The organism is Methanogenium organophilum, assembly GCF_026684035.1.
Classification (GTDB): domain Archaea; phylum Halobacteriota; class Methanomicrobia; order Methanomicrobiales; family Methanomicrobiaceae; genus Methanogenium; species Methanogenium organophilum.
Window position 1 is genome coordinate 514,330 of the sequence record NZ_CP113361.1, and the last position, 14,819, is coordinate 529,148.

A 14,819-nucleotide genomic window follows, 5' to 3' on the forward strand; every position below is an offset into this window, starting at 1 on the left:
AAGAAAATCGGAATCCGCATATGCAGAACCTTTGCGAGGAATTCACTACTCCCCGTCAAAGACCCTCACTGTGATCAGTCCCTCATCCGTCATCATACCAAAGGAATCGGCAGGAGCAATCGGATTTTCATCATACCGCCACCTTGCAGTGCTCTTCTCACCACAGGTCCACGCGACTCCCGTTGGCCACCGTGGCGGCATCCTTCTTCCATAGAAGATTGCCGTCCCGAATACCGGGCACCCCCACCGCTTTGCAGCCCCGGCAAACCCGTGTTTGGCGAAATATGTCTCCCCGGACGGCCCCTGTCCCTTTGGGTAGAAACAATGGACACAGTTCAGAACGGCGTCCACACCGGGATTCGGCCCGGCGCCATGGCTGATGCCGTAGCTGTCATAGCAGACCGCCGGGAAGTAGGTCTTCCCCCGGTGGGTGAAGGTCCGGGGATACCCTGCTTCCCCGTTCCTGAAATCCTCGCAGAGAGTGACATGCCCTTCTTCCTGCGGTGAGGGAGCGAATTTCCGGGCGACTGCACAGAGGCCATCCCCGTCACGGACAGCAAGGGCCAGCTGGTCACGGGCAAAACCGTCTGCGTCAGCCCCGCCGTCGATGCCGAAACAGATGGTGTGGCCCGTTCCCCGCAGGGCGGGCATGAGGGAATCCGCTGCCCATTTGCAGTATGCTGTATCGGGAATACCATCCCCGGCGTCGAGCCAGCCGCCCGGAAAGAGAATGACCCCGCTGGATGGGTAGCCTTCCGTTGCAAGGCCACGGATCACCTGAGAGACGGTGGCGAGGCGGGTTTTGGGTGAGTAGATTCCTTCACGGGCATTGTCGAGGGTGATGGTGGCAAGCCAGGGAGAGGACGGGTCTTCTGCTGCAGGGTTTTGGGTCTCCTGAGCGACGGGAATCTGGAATGGTTTGGGCGGATGAGGGTTGTTCCGGGTGTCATCAGGGGTGACGGCGGTACGTGAGGGAGGAGAGGGACCTCCAGGGGGTTTGGTATTCTGCCGGGGTTTTCTCATTGATGAGGGATTCAATGGGATGGGTAATAGGGTTTTTGGGTGTTGGTCGGAATGGAGAATTCAGAGGGGATAGTGATACCAAATCCGGGATTTTCTTCCCCAAACAATTCATGCCTTATCTTTCAGCTCTTTCACCACCTGTGATGCATAGCTGAACAGAGCCGTTTCCACGTCTGCCGGGAGCCATTGTCCCTCTTCACGTAGCCCGGATTGCAGATATTGTGGTGGATGGGGACAGAGTATGCTGTCGCTGTTCAGAGTTCTCGCGATATGATTAAGAATCTGAATCCATGTCCCATATTCTCCGGGCCAGACCTTCTGATCCCGGGGAATCTGCCAACGGTTTCCCGATAGAGCAACAGATAAATCAAGGAGTTGATAGCGGCCCCCACAATCGGCATCTCCGGTGCCAAAGACCCTGACGAGGCGTGTATCAATGGCCCCGAATACCTGAGGAACGGCAAAGTGGAGGATCTTACTGCAATAGGTGGGTCCGAATCCACTGACCTGGCATCCAAGGATACATACCGCGTTCTCGGGCTCTTTCTCCAGCCAGAAGGCCGGCTTGCCATCGATATAGAGGGTTATCCGTACCGGGTCCGGGCATGAGATCGTTTTGGTATTGGGAAGGCTCCCCCATTTCGCGATCTCCATCACGTGATTCTCATTGAGCGAGTATGCCTCCGCTGCCTGCGAACACAGTACTTCCAGTCGAAAGAGATCCGGGAATCCTTTTTCCCAGGTATCTCCTTTCCAGGTATATGACCGATAGAGATCAGGCATGTCCTGTTCCTGAAGGAATCTGTTGATGATATCGATGTGATTATGTGAAAGGGTCATGGATTTCCTAAACAAAAAATGGGTAGAAAACTTTTATGCATCGATATTTATTCTGACAATCCTTCGAACTTTATTTTGAGAATATACTGGCAAATCAATGTAGAACTCTTTTGGATTTAATCCGGACTGATTCATTTGTGAATTTAGATTATCAAGAATATAACTTGGAATGCTAAATACTACTTCATCATTTACAAGCATTAAATGAAATGTTGAATTATCAATGAAAGAAGGGGTTTTTTTCTCGGCATTATATATTAAATCACCGATATCTTGTATATTTAGCCTTTTATCCCAACCGCACCTACCAGCAAGAATTACCGGATATGCATTATTTAAAATTCCAATATTCAAACTCACTTCTTCTATGAGGCTTCGTAATTTTTTTTGCCCAGGATAATATTCTTCATATGAATTATCTTCGCTCCATTCTTCGAATAGCATGCATTCTGCATATGTAACCAAATCATTTTTCGAAATATTCGAAAGACTGGGATAATAACATTTAACAAAAGAATCAATTTCTGCTGCGATATTTTCAATCCATGGCACCTTATTGAATGATATCAGGAAAATATTATGTGCCCATGCATAAGTCTGTGCATCTAAAGTGAATTCAGTTGCACTAAAAAAGCATCCAGCATCATTATACCTATTTAAGGAGTTTACCCCTAAACCTGGATTGACGAAATAGTTTTCTGAAATATCCTTTAATACACCTACAAAATTGCGAATATGGTTTAATTTGACTTTATTTTTTCTATAACACTTTACTTCAGATATAATCCTTATCGGATGGACAAATGGAACTGGATATGAAAATATACCATACGCATCAATTTGATGTTTTGCTCCACGTCCTCTTATTTCTCCATTGATAACATTAAAATAATCCGATCGTTCCAACAATCTTTGAATAATTACCTCAAACACATAACCTCGTGCTTGTGCTTTTTCCATAATTCCCTCTTGAAATACAGTAATAAAATGTTAATGGTAGGAAATCATCAACGATTTGCTCTTCAATAGTGGTAAATATGACAATTCAACAAGCTTTAGACAATTACTCTTTTTTGGGTTGTTGTCCCCATTACATTCTGTTTTAGCATACAAAACATGCATAAATGGTTCATCCACCCATTTAAATATGTTAATTTTTTACATTTTATATTATTATGCCGCCCTTACTTCATTACCTCAATTGACTCATCAATTACATATCAATCTGGCTAAATATAGTAATTCTACTGAAATTGTGGGTTATTAAAATCCCATATCTATTCAAAAATATCCTGACAACGCAACACAAGCTCCTTAATCCTCTCCCCCAGTGCCAGCTGCACCTCCACATCCTTCGGGTTCCAGGATCCCATATTGGCACGGGAGGGATGAGGAAGATGATACACCCGAATGCCTTGCCCCACAGGAAGGTCATCCCCCTTCTTCTCAAACCACCTTTTAACATCCTTTCCGAGAGCGATAATAAACCGGACATCTTCACGGCCAGCGAGTTCAATCTCGGATTTCAGCCACCGGTCTGCACAGCAGAAGGCATTTTTCCATTTGAACTTTAATGAATCCTCTCCTCGTTTATCCGTGCAACATTTGTGAAGATGCGTCCAGTAGACAGAATGACAGAGTGTCTTTCTGAATGTTTCCAGCTCACCTTCAGATAGTGCACCATCCATATATTTCCTGTTGAACTCACTAATTCGCTGAAAAGTCCACTGGGGGATGGCATTCGTGGCGAACAGGTGTTCCCGCCATAAAGAGAGATCCTTTGATTGTGCTTCGGTATAATAGGGAATAAATGCGGTGGTCGGGTCCCGTGATATGATGATTCCTGCGAACGGGTGCTTTTGTGGGGGAGGAACCCATACCGTGGGAATATCAATGAGCTCTTTGCATTCACATGTATCCGGGCATGCATCCGATTTGGTTAATTTCGTGAATGCATGAAAATGCTCATCAAACACCATTGCATCAGAGATTGGTATTGGTGAGCATGTACTTTTCCGTCACTCCTATTCCACAATCCTCTGATTCAATCTGATCCCCCCAAAAACCTCTCTCACCCTTCACTTTCATACCAAACGAAAGTAAACCACACATAAAATACCCACAAAAAGCCACCCAATTCCAAATCAAATCCCAAAAATCCAATCTCCCCAACAAAACAAAAAATCCCCTTTCACCACACGTGGTTCTTCTTCATATACTCCTTCGCCAACCCTGTATATGTGCACAGGAAAAACTCGTGCACACGAAAGGTGGTAACACCATGAGAAAAACCGAACAGAACAACAACCAGGAAGGCAGCCCCACCACACAACCCTGCGCCAACAGTGAAATGTCGGGAACTGCCAAAAAACAATCAGCGGCAGGAAATATAAACACCACGGACAATGCGGGAAAGTCCATCAAGGCAGGCCCCGTCCCCCTCTACCTCGTCCCGCAGACCATCTCCTCGGAGATCCACACACACGGCGGAGAGATCTCTGCGATCACCGTCCGCCGGACCGGCCAGCACGTCTACGCGATCACCCTCACAAAGGCGGCAAAAAAGACGCAGAAACGAAACCAAAAACAAGACCCGAAACAGAACCCGAAACAGAACCCGAAACAGGATAAAAAGCAGGGAACTGTGCAGGAACCTGTGCGGGGAACAAGGCAGACTAAAACCACCTCTCCGCAACCGGGCCGGAACGCAGGCGATGCAGGTGCTGAAGGGAATGCACGTGACGCAGGTGAACCCCATGCAGCCTGAACCCGGCACGCTCGCACTGGCAGGAGGCGGGACACTCTCCCTCTCTCTTGCAGAAGAGACCTATTCCCTCACGCGGGACGACATCCACACCCTCCTCTTCTACGGCCAGAGTGTCCCTCTCACCCGGACAAATGAGACGGACACAGGCACTTCCTGCGGAGCTGTCGTCCCTGAAACCGTCATCGACGGCCACATCACCGTCCACGCCTCGGGCCGGGCCGTCCTCGCGACCACACGGGCGGGCCACTTCGCAATACCCTTCGCGAGCTTCCAGCAGGTCGCCCGCGGGGAGGCCGTCTCCGCACCCCTCTTCCCCGCCGTGCCAAACACTGCCGGGGGGTTCCTGTGACGCCGGACAGCCAGGCAGGGAATCGGGCGGCCCGGACACAGGACATCCGGGACGCCCTCTTCTCAGACGACATCGTCCACTGCGACACCCCGAACTTCAACGCCGGGCGCATTGACGATGCGGATGACAGTGCAGATGATGACGGGCATGCGGGAGATGACAGTGACACGAAGAGTTCCACTCTTCCACCTCACTTCCACCCGAAAACGGCAAAAAGTGGAACTCAAAAAAATGCGCATATTGACGATCATTCAGGTAAATAGGATAATAATAGAGAGATATGTACAGATACTACAGGAGTCTTCCACTCAATTCGGGTATCATTCAGCAATCAGGGTTCGGGTAGGAAGGGGGACGGGGGTATCTATGATCCGGCGGAAAGTGGAACTCAAACTCTTTCCACGCCAGTTCGTCCACGAAATTCAGTTTAATCATCAGAAACGGCACAGAACGAGTGGAAGACAAAGTGGAACACCGGGGAAACGTGTGGAAGACAAGAACCAAAAACCGGGGGCCGCACCCTCCTCCTCCCCGGCATCCCTGACCACCGGGACTTTAAGCGTTCATCCGTCTCCCTCGGGCACTGCACGGTCTGTGGTGACGGGCCGGCCGTGTACCAGTCAAAAGCACAGCGGGCAGCGATCTGTGAGACGTGCTATGCCCGGCTTGTCCGGGAATGGAACCCGGGAGTGGGGGTGCGGTGATACGAAAAATGGGATTTCATACGGAGGAAACCGGCCCCCGTTTTCATCTTTCGCACCGTTCAGGTATCCTCCCTGCGTCATCTCCGGCGGAAGAGGCCACCGGCAACCGCGAGCACCGCAACCATGAGAAGCATACCCACAACCGGGAAATCCATTCCTGACTGCGTGGCTGTCGGCACCGCCGTGGTCGGCAGAGGGGGGACCGGGGTGACAGGAGACTCGGTTGGCGTGGCCACCGGCGTAGTGGTGGCAGGGACAGTGGGGCCGGTATCCGGCGCCACCTGCTGCATCAGCGCAAAGATACTGAAGTGGGTCACCTGGGCCGTTACCGTCCGTTTCGCAGCGTCGACCGTAGTCACGACATTCTCATAGGACCCGCTCTCCTCATTATAGTACATCACCACCAGCGGCTGGCCGGTTGCCATGAGGGCGGCCCATTCCCCTTCGGTAAAGGTGAAGATTAGATCAATGGCAGGCGAGAACGTCGCACCATCGGGTTCGCACGCATAGGCGTATCCGGCGAGAGAGTAGCTGGTCCTCCTTCCGGGGGATGGCGCAGCGACTGCGGTGATGCCCACTTCACTGAGGCGCTCCCCGTCTTCGTCGAGTGCCACCACACCTCGCGGGACCGTCAGTTTGCCGATGGCATCGTCGGCCTCAACATCAACCGGTGCAACGACATACCCCTTTGCGGTGGTCATAAGGGCGCCGACATCATCGTATGACCTTGCCCCCAACCCACTGTCGTCCCCGTCATCGGCGGATGGTATCACCGTGATCAGGTCTGCACGGATCAGCTCGTTATAGCCGGTGGGGCCCGTTACGTTCAGGGTTACCGAATAGCGGCCCGCCGTTTCATAGATATGCTCCGGGTTCTGCAGAACGGAGGTCAGCCCGTCCCCGAAGGACCAGGACCAGTTCGTGATGTTCCCGGTCGACGTGTCAGTGAACCCGACACGCAGAGGAGCAGTCCCGGTGACGGGTTCGGCAGTGAAATTGGCCACCGGGTCGGGGCTGACATAATAGGTGAGCGGAAGGAAATCCGTGTTGTATGTGTCAATGACACGCGACGCGTTGCAGAACCCGTCGCCGCGGTCCGGAGTGATTTGCGACCAGCCGGTGCCGTCCGGTTTCGCCCAGTAATTGCCGCCGATGAAGGGGCCGTTTACAATATTCGGGCCGGGAGTCTTGGATACATTCCAGAATGAACCGGTGACCAGGCCCTGGGTGAGGTCGACATTCATCTCGTTGAAGAAGTAGTTGTTCCAGAATGTTGCGTTGGTGGTATCGTACATTCCGATTCCGACATCCCCGTTCCCCCGGACAGAGCACCCGGTGACTGTAAAAGAATTGCCCCCGAGGATCAGTCCGACGACGCCGTTGTCATCCGCCGTCACATTGACCAGCTGTACCAGACTGCTCTCTTCCACATCGATACCGGCAAAATTGTTCCTGCTGGCGTTCACCGCCTGAAGTGACAGGTCCCAGCAGTCTTCAGCGGCGATTCCCGTCCCGGCACCCTCCGGCCCCCTGTTCAGGAGAGCGTCCGTTCCGACAATCCGCACCCTGTCTGAGTCTTCAATCAGGATTCCGTTTTGGGTGTTATCGCTGGCAGCCGAGGTTTCAATACGAACGTCGTCACTCCCCAGAAGAACAAATCCGTTGGTGTTCTGCTCTGCAATCACGTTCTGGATGGACGCCCCGTCGGACGAGAGCAGGAATATCCCGTTCTCATTTTTCTCCAGGGAAAGGTCCCGGATGACGAGATCCGTTGCGTTTATCCCATAGACCGTTCCCGCATTAATGGCGCTGTCGACAACCGCACCGGACACATTGACGAGGTAGGAGACTGGCTTGCCGTCAACGGTATTGGAGGTGTCGACCTGATGCAGATAATTCTCGTACTGGTTCCCGTCGACGCAGAAATTCAGATCGTTGTCATGCATCACGTTGCCTGTCAGTGTTGCATTTTGGCTGGTATCGATCAGGATGCCATAGCCGCAGGTGCTCACGGTGTTGTCTGCAACGTAGTAGTCGTTTCTCATGATCCATATGCCCCATTCACTCCCGGATATGGTATTCGCCGTGATACTGCCGTTCATCGCCGGGTGAAGCACCGAGCCCGTCATGAAGACTCCTCCGTTGCCCTCGTTATTGTGGATCTGGTTGCCCTGCACCTGCGAATCGTTCGAATTCTCGTTCCACAGGCCGGTGTTCACGTTCCCGTTCATCGTGCAGCCGGAGACGATGAGCCCGCTGTTGCCATGCGAAAGAATGCCGGTCCCGCCGACAGAGGGGAGTTCTTCGCCCCATCCGTTATGGCTGACATTCGTGTTCAGGACCTGTGTGTTCGGGGAGTTCGTGACGGTAATGCCGTTGCCGCCGAAGAAGACCCCTCCGTCTGCCAGCGGGACATTATCGGTCACGGTGCAGTCCCGAATCGTGGCATTCGGGGAGTCGGCGATGCCAAAGCCGCCCTGATTGCCAAGGGCCCGCACCTCCCACAGCGCCGCACCCTCCACATCGGTTATCCAGATGCCGGCCCCCCAGCCGCTCACCGAGAGATTGGTGATGGTGATATTACTGAGTCCCGTGGTACGGTTCTGCGCCAGGATACCGGTTGTGTTCTGAGTCAATACCCCATCGAGAATGTGCCCCCCGCCGTCAAGGAAGACATCAGAGGACTGTATCCATAGGCCGGTATCCACACTGGCGTTGGTGAGGTTGTTCGTGAGCAGATACTGTCCGGGGCTGTCGATTATGCCGGGGGCAGTGAACGGGATCGCGTCCCCGGCGGAAGGTATCTGGAGAGAGCCGGCAGCGGAGATCATGCCGAGATTCACCTGTGCCGGAGGAGATGATTGCATGGTGTCTCCTGCTACGCATCCCACCAGAAGGAGCGTACAATATGCGATCATCAGCACAGTGGCGACGACCTTCGTCGGTTTAATCATGCTGAGGTCATTTCGTCCTATCGCATAAAAATGTTGCTTCAAAAAGGGGATGGCATTCAATCCCAAAATGGCAGGCATTTCGTTCAAAAAGGCTTTAAAATATAGATAACAGGAAACTGAAATGAACATGCCCATCCGGAACATGTACCGGACCACCACCACCCGGTCCATCACGGTGAGGGATGGCGGTGCGGGTATTTCGCACAACCGCTGTGGCGAACCCGGCGGGGATGCAGACAAAGAGGGATATATTCCTGCAGCGGGCACATCGGTAACCCGTGCCCCGGTTCATCCGGAAAGGGGAACAGGGGAGATGCGAAGCGATCTCGTTTGTTACCGGGCACTGCACACGTCCCTGACCCTCCCGCTGCCGTACTGCAGCACAATCCTGCGGGTATTTCCCCGCTTCGGGGGCCGGTATGTCTTAATGAGCCCCAGGTTGCGGAACTTCTCCAGCCGTTCAAAGAAGAGGGTATAGCACATCGGTACCTGCGGTTGCAGTGCCCGGTAGAGGTCGCCTGAGATCATCTCCTCCCCTGTCTGCTGGTATAGCGTGCCAATGGCGCCCAGCATGTTCCGTTCGTCCTCCCTGAGTGTCCGGACAATGGATTTGAGGTGCTGGTTCTCTGCCTCCTGAACGGATGCGACGACATCAGCCGCACTGACCGAACGGCGTCCGGCGGATTCAGCCCGCAATACCGAGCGGTTCGCAAGAGCGATGCCCATCCGCAGGTCGCTGCACCGCATCGTTTCCGTAACGATACTGTCCAGGATCTCCGGGGACACCACATCCGGGTAGAGGCCCGCCCGGACCCGGTCACGGAGGATGGCCCGCACCTCCCCCTCCCCATAGGGCGGGAAGTATATTTCGTTCGGCTGGAAGACCGAGACCACCGATGGACTGAGGAGACCGGCAACAGGGATGTCGATATTGCTCACGGTCACGATGATGCCTGTCCGGATGCCGGGATACTCCTCATAGAGCCGAAGCAGGGTGCCAAGCACCTTCTCGAGCAGGTTGTCATGGAAGATGAAGTTCGCATCGTCCAGGCAGATGAGGAGGACGGCGCCTCTCGCAGAGAGTTCCCCGCAGAGGGTTTCCGTGAGACTCTGGACACAGACACCGGATACCGGGGGTTTCTGGTGGAATACCGCCTCGTATATCCTGCGAAAGACCCGGTATTCGGTCTGGTTCCTCCGGCAGTTGACAAGCACCGGGATTATTTTCCGGGTTGTCCCCTCAATCTCTCCAAAAACCTGTTTCACAGACGTGGTCTTCCCCGTACCCGGCGGTCCCCTGAGGATCATATTGAGGGGGCGGGCTCCGTGGAAGGCGGGCCGGATATTTTCTGCAATCCGGGAGAGCTGGGTGTCGCGGAACCGGAACTGTTCCGGTGTGTGTTCACCGTCAAAGATGCTGCAGTCCCTGAAGAGCGTTTCATCGGACATCAAAATATTCTGTTGCATATAGGAAAGATGAGAGAGGGTGCATTTTAAGGAAGGCTGGGGGGAGGGCGAAAGTATTTTTTAACGGGCGGCGTATTTCCTGAAAAATTCCCGTATTGCTGTAATGGGTTTGAATAGTGTTTTTTTCATGGACATACGGGCAGCATTTTCAGTTATATAGCGAAATTGGTCAATTATTTATCCGATCCACTGGAACATCCACGCCACCGCTCCGCCGACGACCCCGCTGAGTCCGGCACAGACACCGCCCATCCGCCGCTCTGCCCCGGCTTTTTCGGCCCGCCACCCTTCGAGGTCACGGAGGCGGCCCTCGAAGTCGGCATCGGTCTCTTTCATCTCTTCGAGCGTCCGGCAGATCCATCTGACATCGCGGTGCGTCTCGATGATTGTTGCAGTCAGATCATCCTTCATGTTCTTTTTGTCTCCGTATGTTCTGTGCATAGAATCGGTGAGGACGGGGGATAAGTATTACTTATGGTAATATTGATCTATGGCATTTGCACTGCTGGAAGGGACTGGCAGAAGTGTGGAGTTTGTCCCAATCTTTTATAGCGATGGAGAAACCAGGCAGACTGAATCAGCATAATGCAGTTTTCTTATCCCTTCATCACATGCTCCATCCTTATCAAATGAATCACCGTACAGGAGCAAATTAATATGTACGTGCCTTCATAGTACCATCTAAAGAGTGATTCTCTATGATGCTACCCAAAGCATCACGATTTCCCGTCATTCGATCATCACGAAATGGAGTAACAGAAAAAATGAAAGTGAGGGACTGCATTAAGATGATCGAGGCAGACGGATGATATCTTGTGGTTACCAGGGGTAGTCACCAGCAGTATAAACACCCGGCAAAGCCTGGCAGAATCACCATTGCCGGACACCCGGCAGATGTTCTTGCACCGGGAACATTGAACAGTATACTAAAACAGGCAGGTCTTAAAGGAGAGAATGGATAATGAATCGATTTCTGGTTATTGTTGAAAAGACTGACGGCAACTATTCTGCATACTCCCCTGATCTTCCAGGATGTGTGGCTACCGGAGCGACCCGCGAGGAGGCAGAAGAGCGAATGCACGAAGCCATTGAACTCCATATCGAAGGTCTGAGAGAGGATGGATTTCCGGTACCCATGTCACGATCTTCAGCCATTTATATAGCGGTCCGCTAGGCAGGACAGATTCCTTCTGCTCTTCATATTGTTCCCGGATGCACATTTCCCGGAACCAGAGACCGAATGTTCGTCTATTTTTTCGGAATTGATTCACCCCGGTGCGGCGATGATAATGGTGCAGTGAACCGATGGATTCCGCCGGTGCGCCGGGATCATTTTTACGCCCGTATAATTCTTCTTTTACTTTCACACCGCCGCATTTTCTTTGAATTCCATCCAATGTTAAGTCACGTTAATATTACCCAAAGTAATATGTTAGTATGTCAGTCGCATCCCGGGACCTCGGCTGGCAGGAGTGCCAGAAAATGGCTGACTTTATCCAGACAACCAACACCAAGAGTGCGGTGCGGGACCTCTCCGTCCCCATCGCCGATATCACCACCTTCGATGTCCTCGTGCAGGACATCATCGACACGAACCCCTTCGGCTGCACCTCATACGAGGAGCAGGGAGTGACCATTGACCCCGTCGTCCGCTCCCAGGAGCGCTACACGGCAAAGGTCATCTACGAGAACCTCGAGGCCGATACCATCGGAGAGGTATCCGTCCGGTCGCCGACCGTCACCGCCTTCGGGACCGCTGCCTCCCATGTGATGGCCGACGACGACCTTGCGACCGCAATCGGCGGAACGCAGTCCCGCGACACCGCAAAGGACACCTTCTCCTGCAAGCTGAAGTGCCACGACCCGAACGGGGAGGTCTACTACGTGACCCTCTCCCGCTCAAAGGTCCGCATCTCATCCTACGCGGATGATGCCATCCGGGCCACCGTTGAGACATGGGCCGACGGGAAGCCGGAACTTTCCTGAAACGGCCTGTGCCGGCTTTGTGAGGCAGGGGGTTACCCCCTGTTTTTCTAAATCTATGAATTTCTTTATCGTATCAGGAGTGCGAAATCAGAAATTCTCAGGGGTTGAGGCTCTGAAAAAACCGGCCAAAACTGACTTTCGCTGTTTACTATTCTCATGGCGAAACAGTCTCTGATACCCTTTAAAGCCGCTGATAATATTTTTTAAATCAGAATGGTTGCCGGAAAACATCACTCAAATTCAGTCCTTTGAATTCCGGACTGTCTTATGATTGATTGCAGTGTACCACTACGAATTTCATTATGGTTTGGAACAGGAACGGTAATTGTTGAACCAGGAATGCTTTTCTGCATTATTATATGGCTCCCTTTCTGTCTTACTTAGAGAGTTACCATGTTTTGAGAGAATATTGCAGACTTCCTTTCCCGATAATACATGAAGTTTAGCCAATAGCCACATCCATCCGTGTGATATAAATCTCTCCGTGGAACCGTGACTGTATCTCCTGCGGGGATGCGGTTTCAAAAAAGAGCTGTAAAGCTTCATGAAGGTTTTTACGGGCTTCTTCTACTGTACTGCCCTGGCTTGCAATGTCGTATTCAGGGCAGAATGAAACATAGCCATCGTCTTCCTTTTCAATAATAGCCGTCAGCTGTTTTTGCATAATTTTTCTCCCGTTCTTTGTAATAATATCATTCAGCATACCATAAAATTTCTTAGTAATTAGAAGAATTTTTTAGCCTGTTCAATCATTACCTTGCTCAGGCCTTCTTTTTCAGGGTTGTATAGTATTCACGGGCTTCTGAAACCGAGAGGGGTTCATCATCATCTGCCTCGTCCATGAACCTGTCGAGACCATAATCTTCGATGATTGCTTCTATCTTATGAAATGTCTGAATATCAAGGATAACACTCACCGGCTCATTATCATCCGAAACAATGAACTGAGGTTTTATATCAAACATGTTCGTCTGCCTTCCTTTGTGGTTAATGTAAGACACAGTGGATGTAAAATGTTGTCTCCGGGGGAATCGTTACGGGAGAAGAATTCATGCGATACTATCCATAGTCCCCTTCGCGGCACCCTGTCCCGCGATACGAGGGTTGGACACCACCTCGCGTAAGCTGAAGTGCCACGACGCAAACGGCGAGACGTACTATGTCACGCTCAGCCGCGACAAGGTGCGGATCTCATCCTACGCGGATGACGCCATCCGGGCCACCGTTGAGGCATGGGCCGACGAGAAGCCGGAGCATCATCCGGCACTATCATTCGAACATCACGAAATGGAGACAGGAAAGAGAAGAACTGTATCAGGATGATCGAGGCAGACAGATGATGCCGGACGAAAGACACGGATGTTTTGCCAGGCATCGGTGATGGAGAAAAAACCGGCGCTGCTTTTATATGTATTCCACCTAATCCCTACATACCAGGTGTAATCACGATGTCTTTTGGAGATTCCCGGATCGGGGAAATAAAACAGGATCTGACCGATTCGGATAAAGAACGGATCATCAGTCAGATCACGACATATCTCTCCGGCGTAGATGATCTGTTGCTTGGATATCTCTACGGTTCGTTCCCTGTTCGGAATGATTTTCATGACATTGACATCGGATTGCTTGTCTCCGGAGAGAGGGAACCCTATGAATCCTTCCGGTATGCCATGGACATCGCATCCGGCCTTGAGCAATCCATTACACCGAGATTCGAGGTCGATTGCCGGATACTCAATGGTGCACCTGTTCTGTTTCAGTATGAAGTGGTGAAAACAGGCATGGCGGTTTTTGTCCGTGACGAGAACATCCGGATTGACTTTGAAGCTGGCGTGATGTCAGGATACCTTGATCAAAAACCCCTCTTTGACAGGATGGACAAAATGCTTCTCGCACCGGTGAGAGAATGAGAGTTCTTCATCATATGCAGGAGTTGCAGGATGCAGCGAATGACTGGAAGCGGTATCAATCCATCCCACGGGAAGACTTTTTTTCCAGTCGCGATACCCGAAATATGGTCTTTCATGCAATGATGGTTGCAATTCAGTCGGCAATTGATGTGGCAACCGACATTATTGCAGAGGAGCGGCTTCAAAAGCCTGCAACATACCGGGAGACGTTTGAGATCCTTGGCAAAAACGGGATTCTCCCCGACCCCCTCGCAAGAGAATTATCAGCTTTGGCCGGGTTTCGCAATGTTCTGGTCCATATATACTGGGATTTGGATTTAGAACAGATTTATGCGATTCTGCAGCGGGATCTGGTTTTCGTTGAAGATTTTGCTGAAGTAATACGGAAGCACCTCTCGTAGTGGCGATTTCATTGCCGCATGCCTGTCGGATTGCATACTATTTCCTCCCAATTGCTCTTCATTTTCCGTTCTTGTGTTGCATCCGTGGAAAAACTGCAAAAACGGGAGACGTATTATCAGGGATTATGGAACAAGAGAATAGATTTCTTCACGGCTTTTCACACGGCAAAAGACAACACTTCCATCAGAACGCAGGGCGCATCCAATCCGGCAGCGACCGATGCGGATACGATACCGGCTCCGTGTTCCTTTGATTTTGCGGATATCTGTGAGACTGAACAGTGATTTACATTCTGGTATTTCCTGAAATACGAGTTCTTCTATTGTTTCCCGGTATGATACCGGAATATGGGACAGGTTTTTAAAAATGTCATTATATAGACACAGGTGACCATGCTCAGGCCTTCTTTTTCCGGGC

The 14,819-nt window shown here is 51.5% G+C and carries 20 protein-coding genes; 10 read left to right on the top strand and 10 right to left on the bottom strand.

Annotation, left to right across the window (positions count from 1 at the left end; genetic code table 11):
• Positions 1 to 45 precede the first annotated feature (45 nt).
• The 4 genes from OU421_RS02660 to OU421_RS02675 all read right to left on the bottom strand — a co-directional run bounded on the left by OU421_RS02660 (position 46) and on the right by OU421_RS02675 (position 3,842).
• On the bottom strand, positions 46 to 1,023 hold the full coding sequence (locus OU421_RS02660; protein ID WP_268187068.1) for a hypothetical protein: 978 nt from the start codon (positions 1,021 to 1,023) through the stop codon (positions 46 to 48).
• A 108-nt stretch (positions 1,024 to 1,131) separates the two neighbouring features.
• Entirely contained in the window at positions 1,132 to 1,863 is a 732-nt protein-coding gene (locus tag OU421_RS02665; protein WP_268187069.1) for a hypothetical protein, read from the bottom strand.
• A 33-nt stretch (positions 1,864 to 1,896) separates the two neighbouring features.
• Positions 1,897 to 2,823 carry a restriction endonuclease gene (locus OU421_RS02670; RefSeq protein ID WP_268187070.1) on the bottom strand — a complete coding sequence of 309 codons (927 nt, stop codon included), beginning with the start codon at positions 2,821 to 2,823 and terminating at the stop codon, positions 1,897 to 1,899.
• Positions 2,824 to 3,140: 317 nt separating this feature from the next.
• Positions 3,141 to 3,842, bottom strand: a complete 702-nt coding sequence (locus OU421_RS02675) for a uracil-DNA glycosylase family protein (RefSeq protein WP_268187071.1) — start codon at positions 3,840 to 3,842, stop codon at positions 3,141 to 3,143.
• 302 nt (positions 3,843 to 4,144) lie between these two features.
• Between OU421_RS02675 and OU421_RS02680 the strand changes: the two genes are divergently transcribed.
• Genes OU421_RS02680 through OU421_RS02690 form a run of 3 tightly spaced genes read left to right on the top strand, consistent with a single transcriptional unit; the run spans position 4,145 to position 5,242 of the window.
• Positions 4,145 to 4,630: a hypothetical protein gene (locus OU421_RS02680; RefSeq protein ID WP_268187072.1), complete on the top strand. Its 486-nt coding sequence runs from the start codon at positions 4,145 to 4,147 to the stop codon at positions 4,628 to 4,630.
• Positions 4,620 to 4,979 carry a hypothetical protein gene (locus OU421_RS02685; RefSeq protein WP_268187073.1) on the top strand — a complete coding sequence of 120 codons (360 nt, stop codon included), beginning with the start codon at positions 4,620 to 4,622 and terminating at the stop codon, positions 4,977 to 4,979. The genes OU421_RS02680 and OU421_RS02685 overlap by 11 nt, the downstream gene beginning before the upstream one ends.
• Positions 4,976 to 5,242 carry a hypothetical protein gene (locus OU421_RS02690; protein WP_268187074.1) on the top strand — a complete coding sequence of 89 codons (267 nt, stop codon included), beginning with the start codon at positions 4,976 to 4,978 and terminating at the stop codon, positions 5,240 to 5,242. The genes OU421_RS02685 and OU421_RS02690 overlap by 4 nt, the downstream gene beginning before the upstream one ends.
• Before the next feature lie 518 nt (positions 5,243 to 5,760).
• Here OU421_RS02690 and OU421_RS02695 read toward each other — a convergent pair.
• The 3 genes from OU421_RS02695 to OU421_RS02705 all read right to left on the bottom strand — a co-directional run bounded on the left by OU421_RS02695 (position 5,761) and on the right by OU421_RS02705 (position 10,515).
• The gene (locus OU421_RS02695) at positions 5,761 to 8,637 is read right to left on the bottom strand and encodes a NosD domain-containing protein (RefSeq protein ID WP_268187075.1); all 2,877 of its coding nucleotides are present in this window, start codon (positions 8,635 to 8,637) and stop codon (positions 5,761 to 5,763) included.
• Between the two features lie 333 nt (positions 8,638 to 8,970).
• A complete protein-coding gene (locus tag OU421_RS02700) occupies positions 8,971 to 10,104 on the bottom strand; it encodes an ORC1-type DNA replication protein (RefSeq protein ID WP_268187076.1) in 1,134 nt (377 codons plus the stop codon).
• A gap of 177 nt (positions 10,105 to 10,281) precedes the next feature.
• The gene (locus OU421_RS02705; RefSeq protein WP_268187077.1) at positions 10,282 to 10,515 is read right to left on the bottom strand and encodes a hypothetical protein; all 234 of its coding nucleotides are present in this window, start codon (positions 10,513 to 10,515) and stop codon (positions 10,282 to 10,284) included.
• 404 nt (positions 10,516 to 10,919) lie between these two features.
• On the opposite strand from OU421_RS02705, the gene OU421_RS02710 reads away from it, so the two are divergent.
• From OU421_RS02710 to OU421_RS02720, 3 genes are all read left to right on the top strand, one after another.
• Positions 10,920 to 11,066, top strand: coding sequence for a type II toxin-antitoxin system HicA family toxin (locus tag OU421_RS02710; RefSeq protein WP_268187078.1), 147 nt, complete (start codon positions 10,920 to 10,922; stop codon positions 11,064 to 11,066).
• Positions 11,066 to 11,278: a type II toxin-antitoxin system HicB family antitoxin gene (locus OU421_RS02715; protein WP_268187079.1), complete on the top strand. Its 213-nt coding sequence runs from the start codon at positions 11,066 to 11,068 to the stop codon at positions 11,276 to 11,278. The genes OU421_RS02710 and OU421_RS02715 overlap by 1 nt, the downstream gene beginning before the upstream one ends.
• 263 nt (positions 11,279 to 11,541) lie before the next feature.
• Positions 11,542 to 12,090 carry a hypothetical protein gene (locus OU421_RS02720; protein WP_326493517.1) on the top strand — a complete coding sequence of 183 codons (549 nt, stop codon included), beginning with the start codon at positions 11,542 to 11,544 and terminating at the stop codon, positions 12,088 to 12,090.
• Between the two features lie 230 nt (positions 12,091 to 12,320).
• On the opposite strand, the gene OU421_RS13055 is transcribed toward OU421_RS02720, so the two are convergent.
• The 3 genes from OU421_RS13055 to OU421_RS02730 form a co-directional block, all read right to left on the bottom strand.
• Positions 12,321 to 12,443 (bottom strand): type II toxin-antitoxin system HicA family toxin, encoded by a 123-nt coding sequence (locus tag OU421_RS13055; protein WP_407659783.1) that lies wholly within the window; start codon positions 12,441 to 12,443, stop codon positions 12,321 to 12,323.
• 89 nt (positions 12,444 to 12,532) lie between these two features.
• Positions 12,533 to 12,754 carry a type II toxin-antitoxin system HicB family antitoxin gene (locus tag OU421_RS02725; protein ID WP_268187081.1) on the bottom strand — a complete coding sequence of 74 codons (222 nt, stop codon included), beginning with the start codon at positions 12,752 to 12,754 and terminating at the stop codon, positions 12,533 to 12,535.
• A gap of 97 nt (positions 12,755 to 12,851) precedes the next feature.
• Positions 12,852 to 13,055: a hypothetical protein gene (locus tag OU421_RS02730; protein WP_268187082.1), complete on the bottom strand. Its 204-nt coding sequence runs from the start codon at positions 13,053 to 13,055 to the stop codon at positions 12,852 to 12,854.
• 37 nt (positions 13,056 to 13,092) lie between these two features.
• Here OU421_RS02730 and OU421_RS02735 point away from each other — a divergent pair, with 37 nt between their 5' ends.
• The 4 genes from OU421_RS02735 to OU421_RS02750 all read left to right on the top strand — a co-directional run bounded on the left by OU421_RS02735 (position 13,093) and on the right by OU421_RS02750 (position 14,686).
• A complete protein-coding gene (locus tag OU421_RS02735) occupies positions 13,093 to 13,413 on the top strand; it encodes a hypothetical protein (protein WP_268187930.1) in 321 nt (106 codons plus the stop codon).
• 125 nt (positions 13,414 to 13,538) lie between these two features.
• On the top strand, positions 13,539 to 14,000 hold the full coding sequence (locus OU421_RS02740) for a nucleotidyltransferase domain-containing protein (protein ID WP_268187083.1): 462 nt from the start codon (positions 13,539 to 13,541) through the stop codon (positions 13,998 to 14,000).
• The gene (gene hepT, locus OU421_RS02745; protein WP_268187084.1) at positions 13,997 to 14,401 is read left to right on the top strand and encodes a type VII toxin-antitoxin system HepT family RNase toxin; all 405 of its coding nucleotides are present in this window, start codon (positions 13,997 to 13,999) and stop codon (positions 14,399 to 14,401) included. The genes OU421_RS02740 and hepT overlap by 4 nt, the downstream gene beginning before the upstream one ends.
• Positions 14,402 to 14,485: 84 nt before the next feature.
• Positions 14,486 to 14,686: a hypothetical protein gene (locus OU421_RS02750; RefSeq protein WP_268187085.1), complete on the top strand. Its 201-nt coding sequence runs from the start codon at positions 14,486 to 14,488 to the stop codon at positions 14,684 to 14,686.
• The last annotated feature ends 133 nt before the right edge of the window (positions 14,687 to 14,819 follow it).

Coding starts and splice junctions, on each gene's coding strand:
- OU421_RS02660 (WP_268187068.1), bottom strand. CDS start 1,023: ATGAGAAAACCCCGGCAGAATACCAAACCCCCTGGAGGTCCCTCTCCT.
- OU421_RS02665 (WP_268187069.1), bottom strand. CDS start 1,863: ATGACCCTTTCACATAATCACATCGATATCATCAACAGATTCCTTCAG.
- OU421_RS02670 (WP_268187070.1), bottom strand. CDS start 2,823: ATGGAAAAAGCACAAGCACGAGGTTATGTGTTTGAGGTAATTATTCAA.
- OU421_RS02675 (WP_268187071.1), bottom strand. CDS start 3,842: ATGGTGTTTGATGAGCATTTTCATGCATTCACGAAATTAACCAAATCG.
- OU421_RS02680 (WP_268187072.1), top strand. CDS start 4,145: ATGAGAAAAACCGAACAGAACAACAACCAGGAAGGCAGCCCCACCACA.
- OU421_RS02685 (WP_268187073.1), top strand. CDS start 4,620: ATGCAGCCTGAACCCGGCACGCTCGCACTGGCAGGAGGCGGGACACTC.
- OU421_RS02695 (WP_268187075.1), bottom strand. CDS start 8,637: ATGATTAAACCGACGAAGGTCGTCGCCACTGTGCTGATGATCGCATAT.
- OU421_RS02700 (WP_268187076.1), bottom strand. CDS start 10,104: ATGCAACAGAATATTTTGATGTCCGATGAAACGCTCTTCAGGGACTGC.
- OU421_RS02705 (WP_268187077.1), bottom strand. CDS start 10,515: ATGAAGGATGATCTGACTGCAACAATCATCGAGACGCACCGCGATGTC.
- OU421_RS02715 (WP_268187079.1), top strand. CDS start 11,066: ATGAATCGATTTCTGGTTATTGTTGAAAAGACTGACGGCAACTATTCT.
- OU421_RS02720 (WP_326493517.1), top strand. CDS start 11,542: ATGTCAGTCGCATCCCGGGACCTCGGCTGGCAGGAGTGCCAGAAAATG.
- OU421_RS13055 (WP_407659783.1), bottom strand. CDS start 12,443: ATGCAGAAAAGCATTCCTGGTTCAACAATTACCGTTCCTGTTCCAAAC.
- OU421_RS02725 (WP_268187081.1), bottom strand. CDS start 12,754: ATGCAAAAACAGCTGACGGCTATTATTGAAAAGGAAGACGATGGCTAT.
- OU421_RS02730 (WP_268187082.1), bottom strand. CDS start 13,055: ATGTTTGATATAAAACCTCAGTTCATTGTTTCGGATGATAATGAGCCG.
- OU421_RS02740 (WP_268187083.1), top strand. CDS start 13,539: ATGTCTTTTGGAGATTCCCGGATCGGGGAAATAAAACAGGATCTGACC.
- hepT (WP_268187084.1), top strand. CDS start 13,997: ATGAGAGTTCTTCATCATATGCAGGAGTTGCAGGATGCAGCGAATGAC.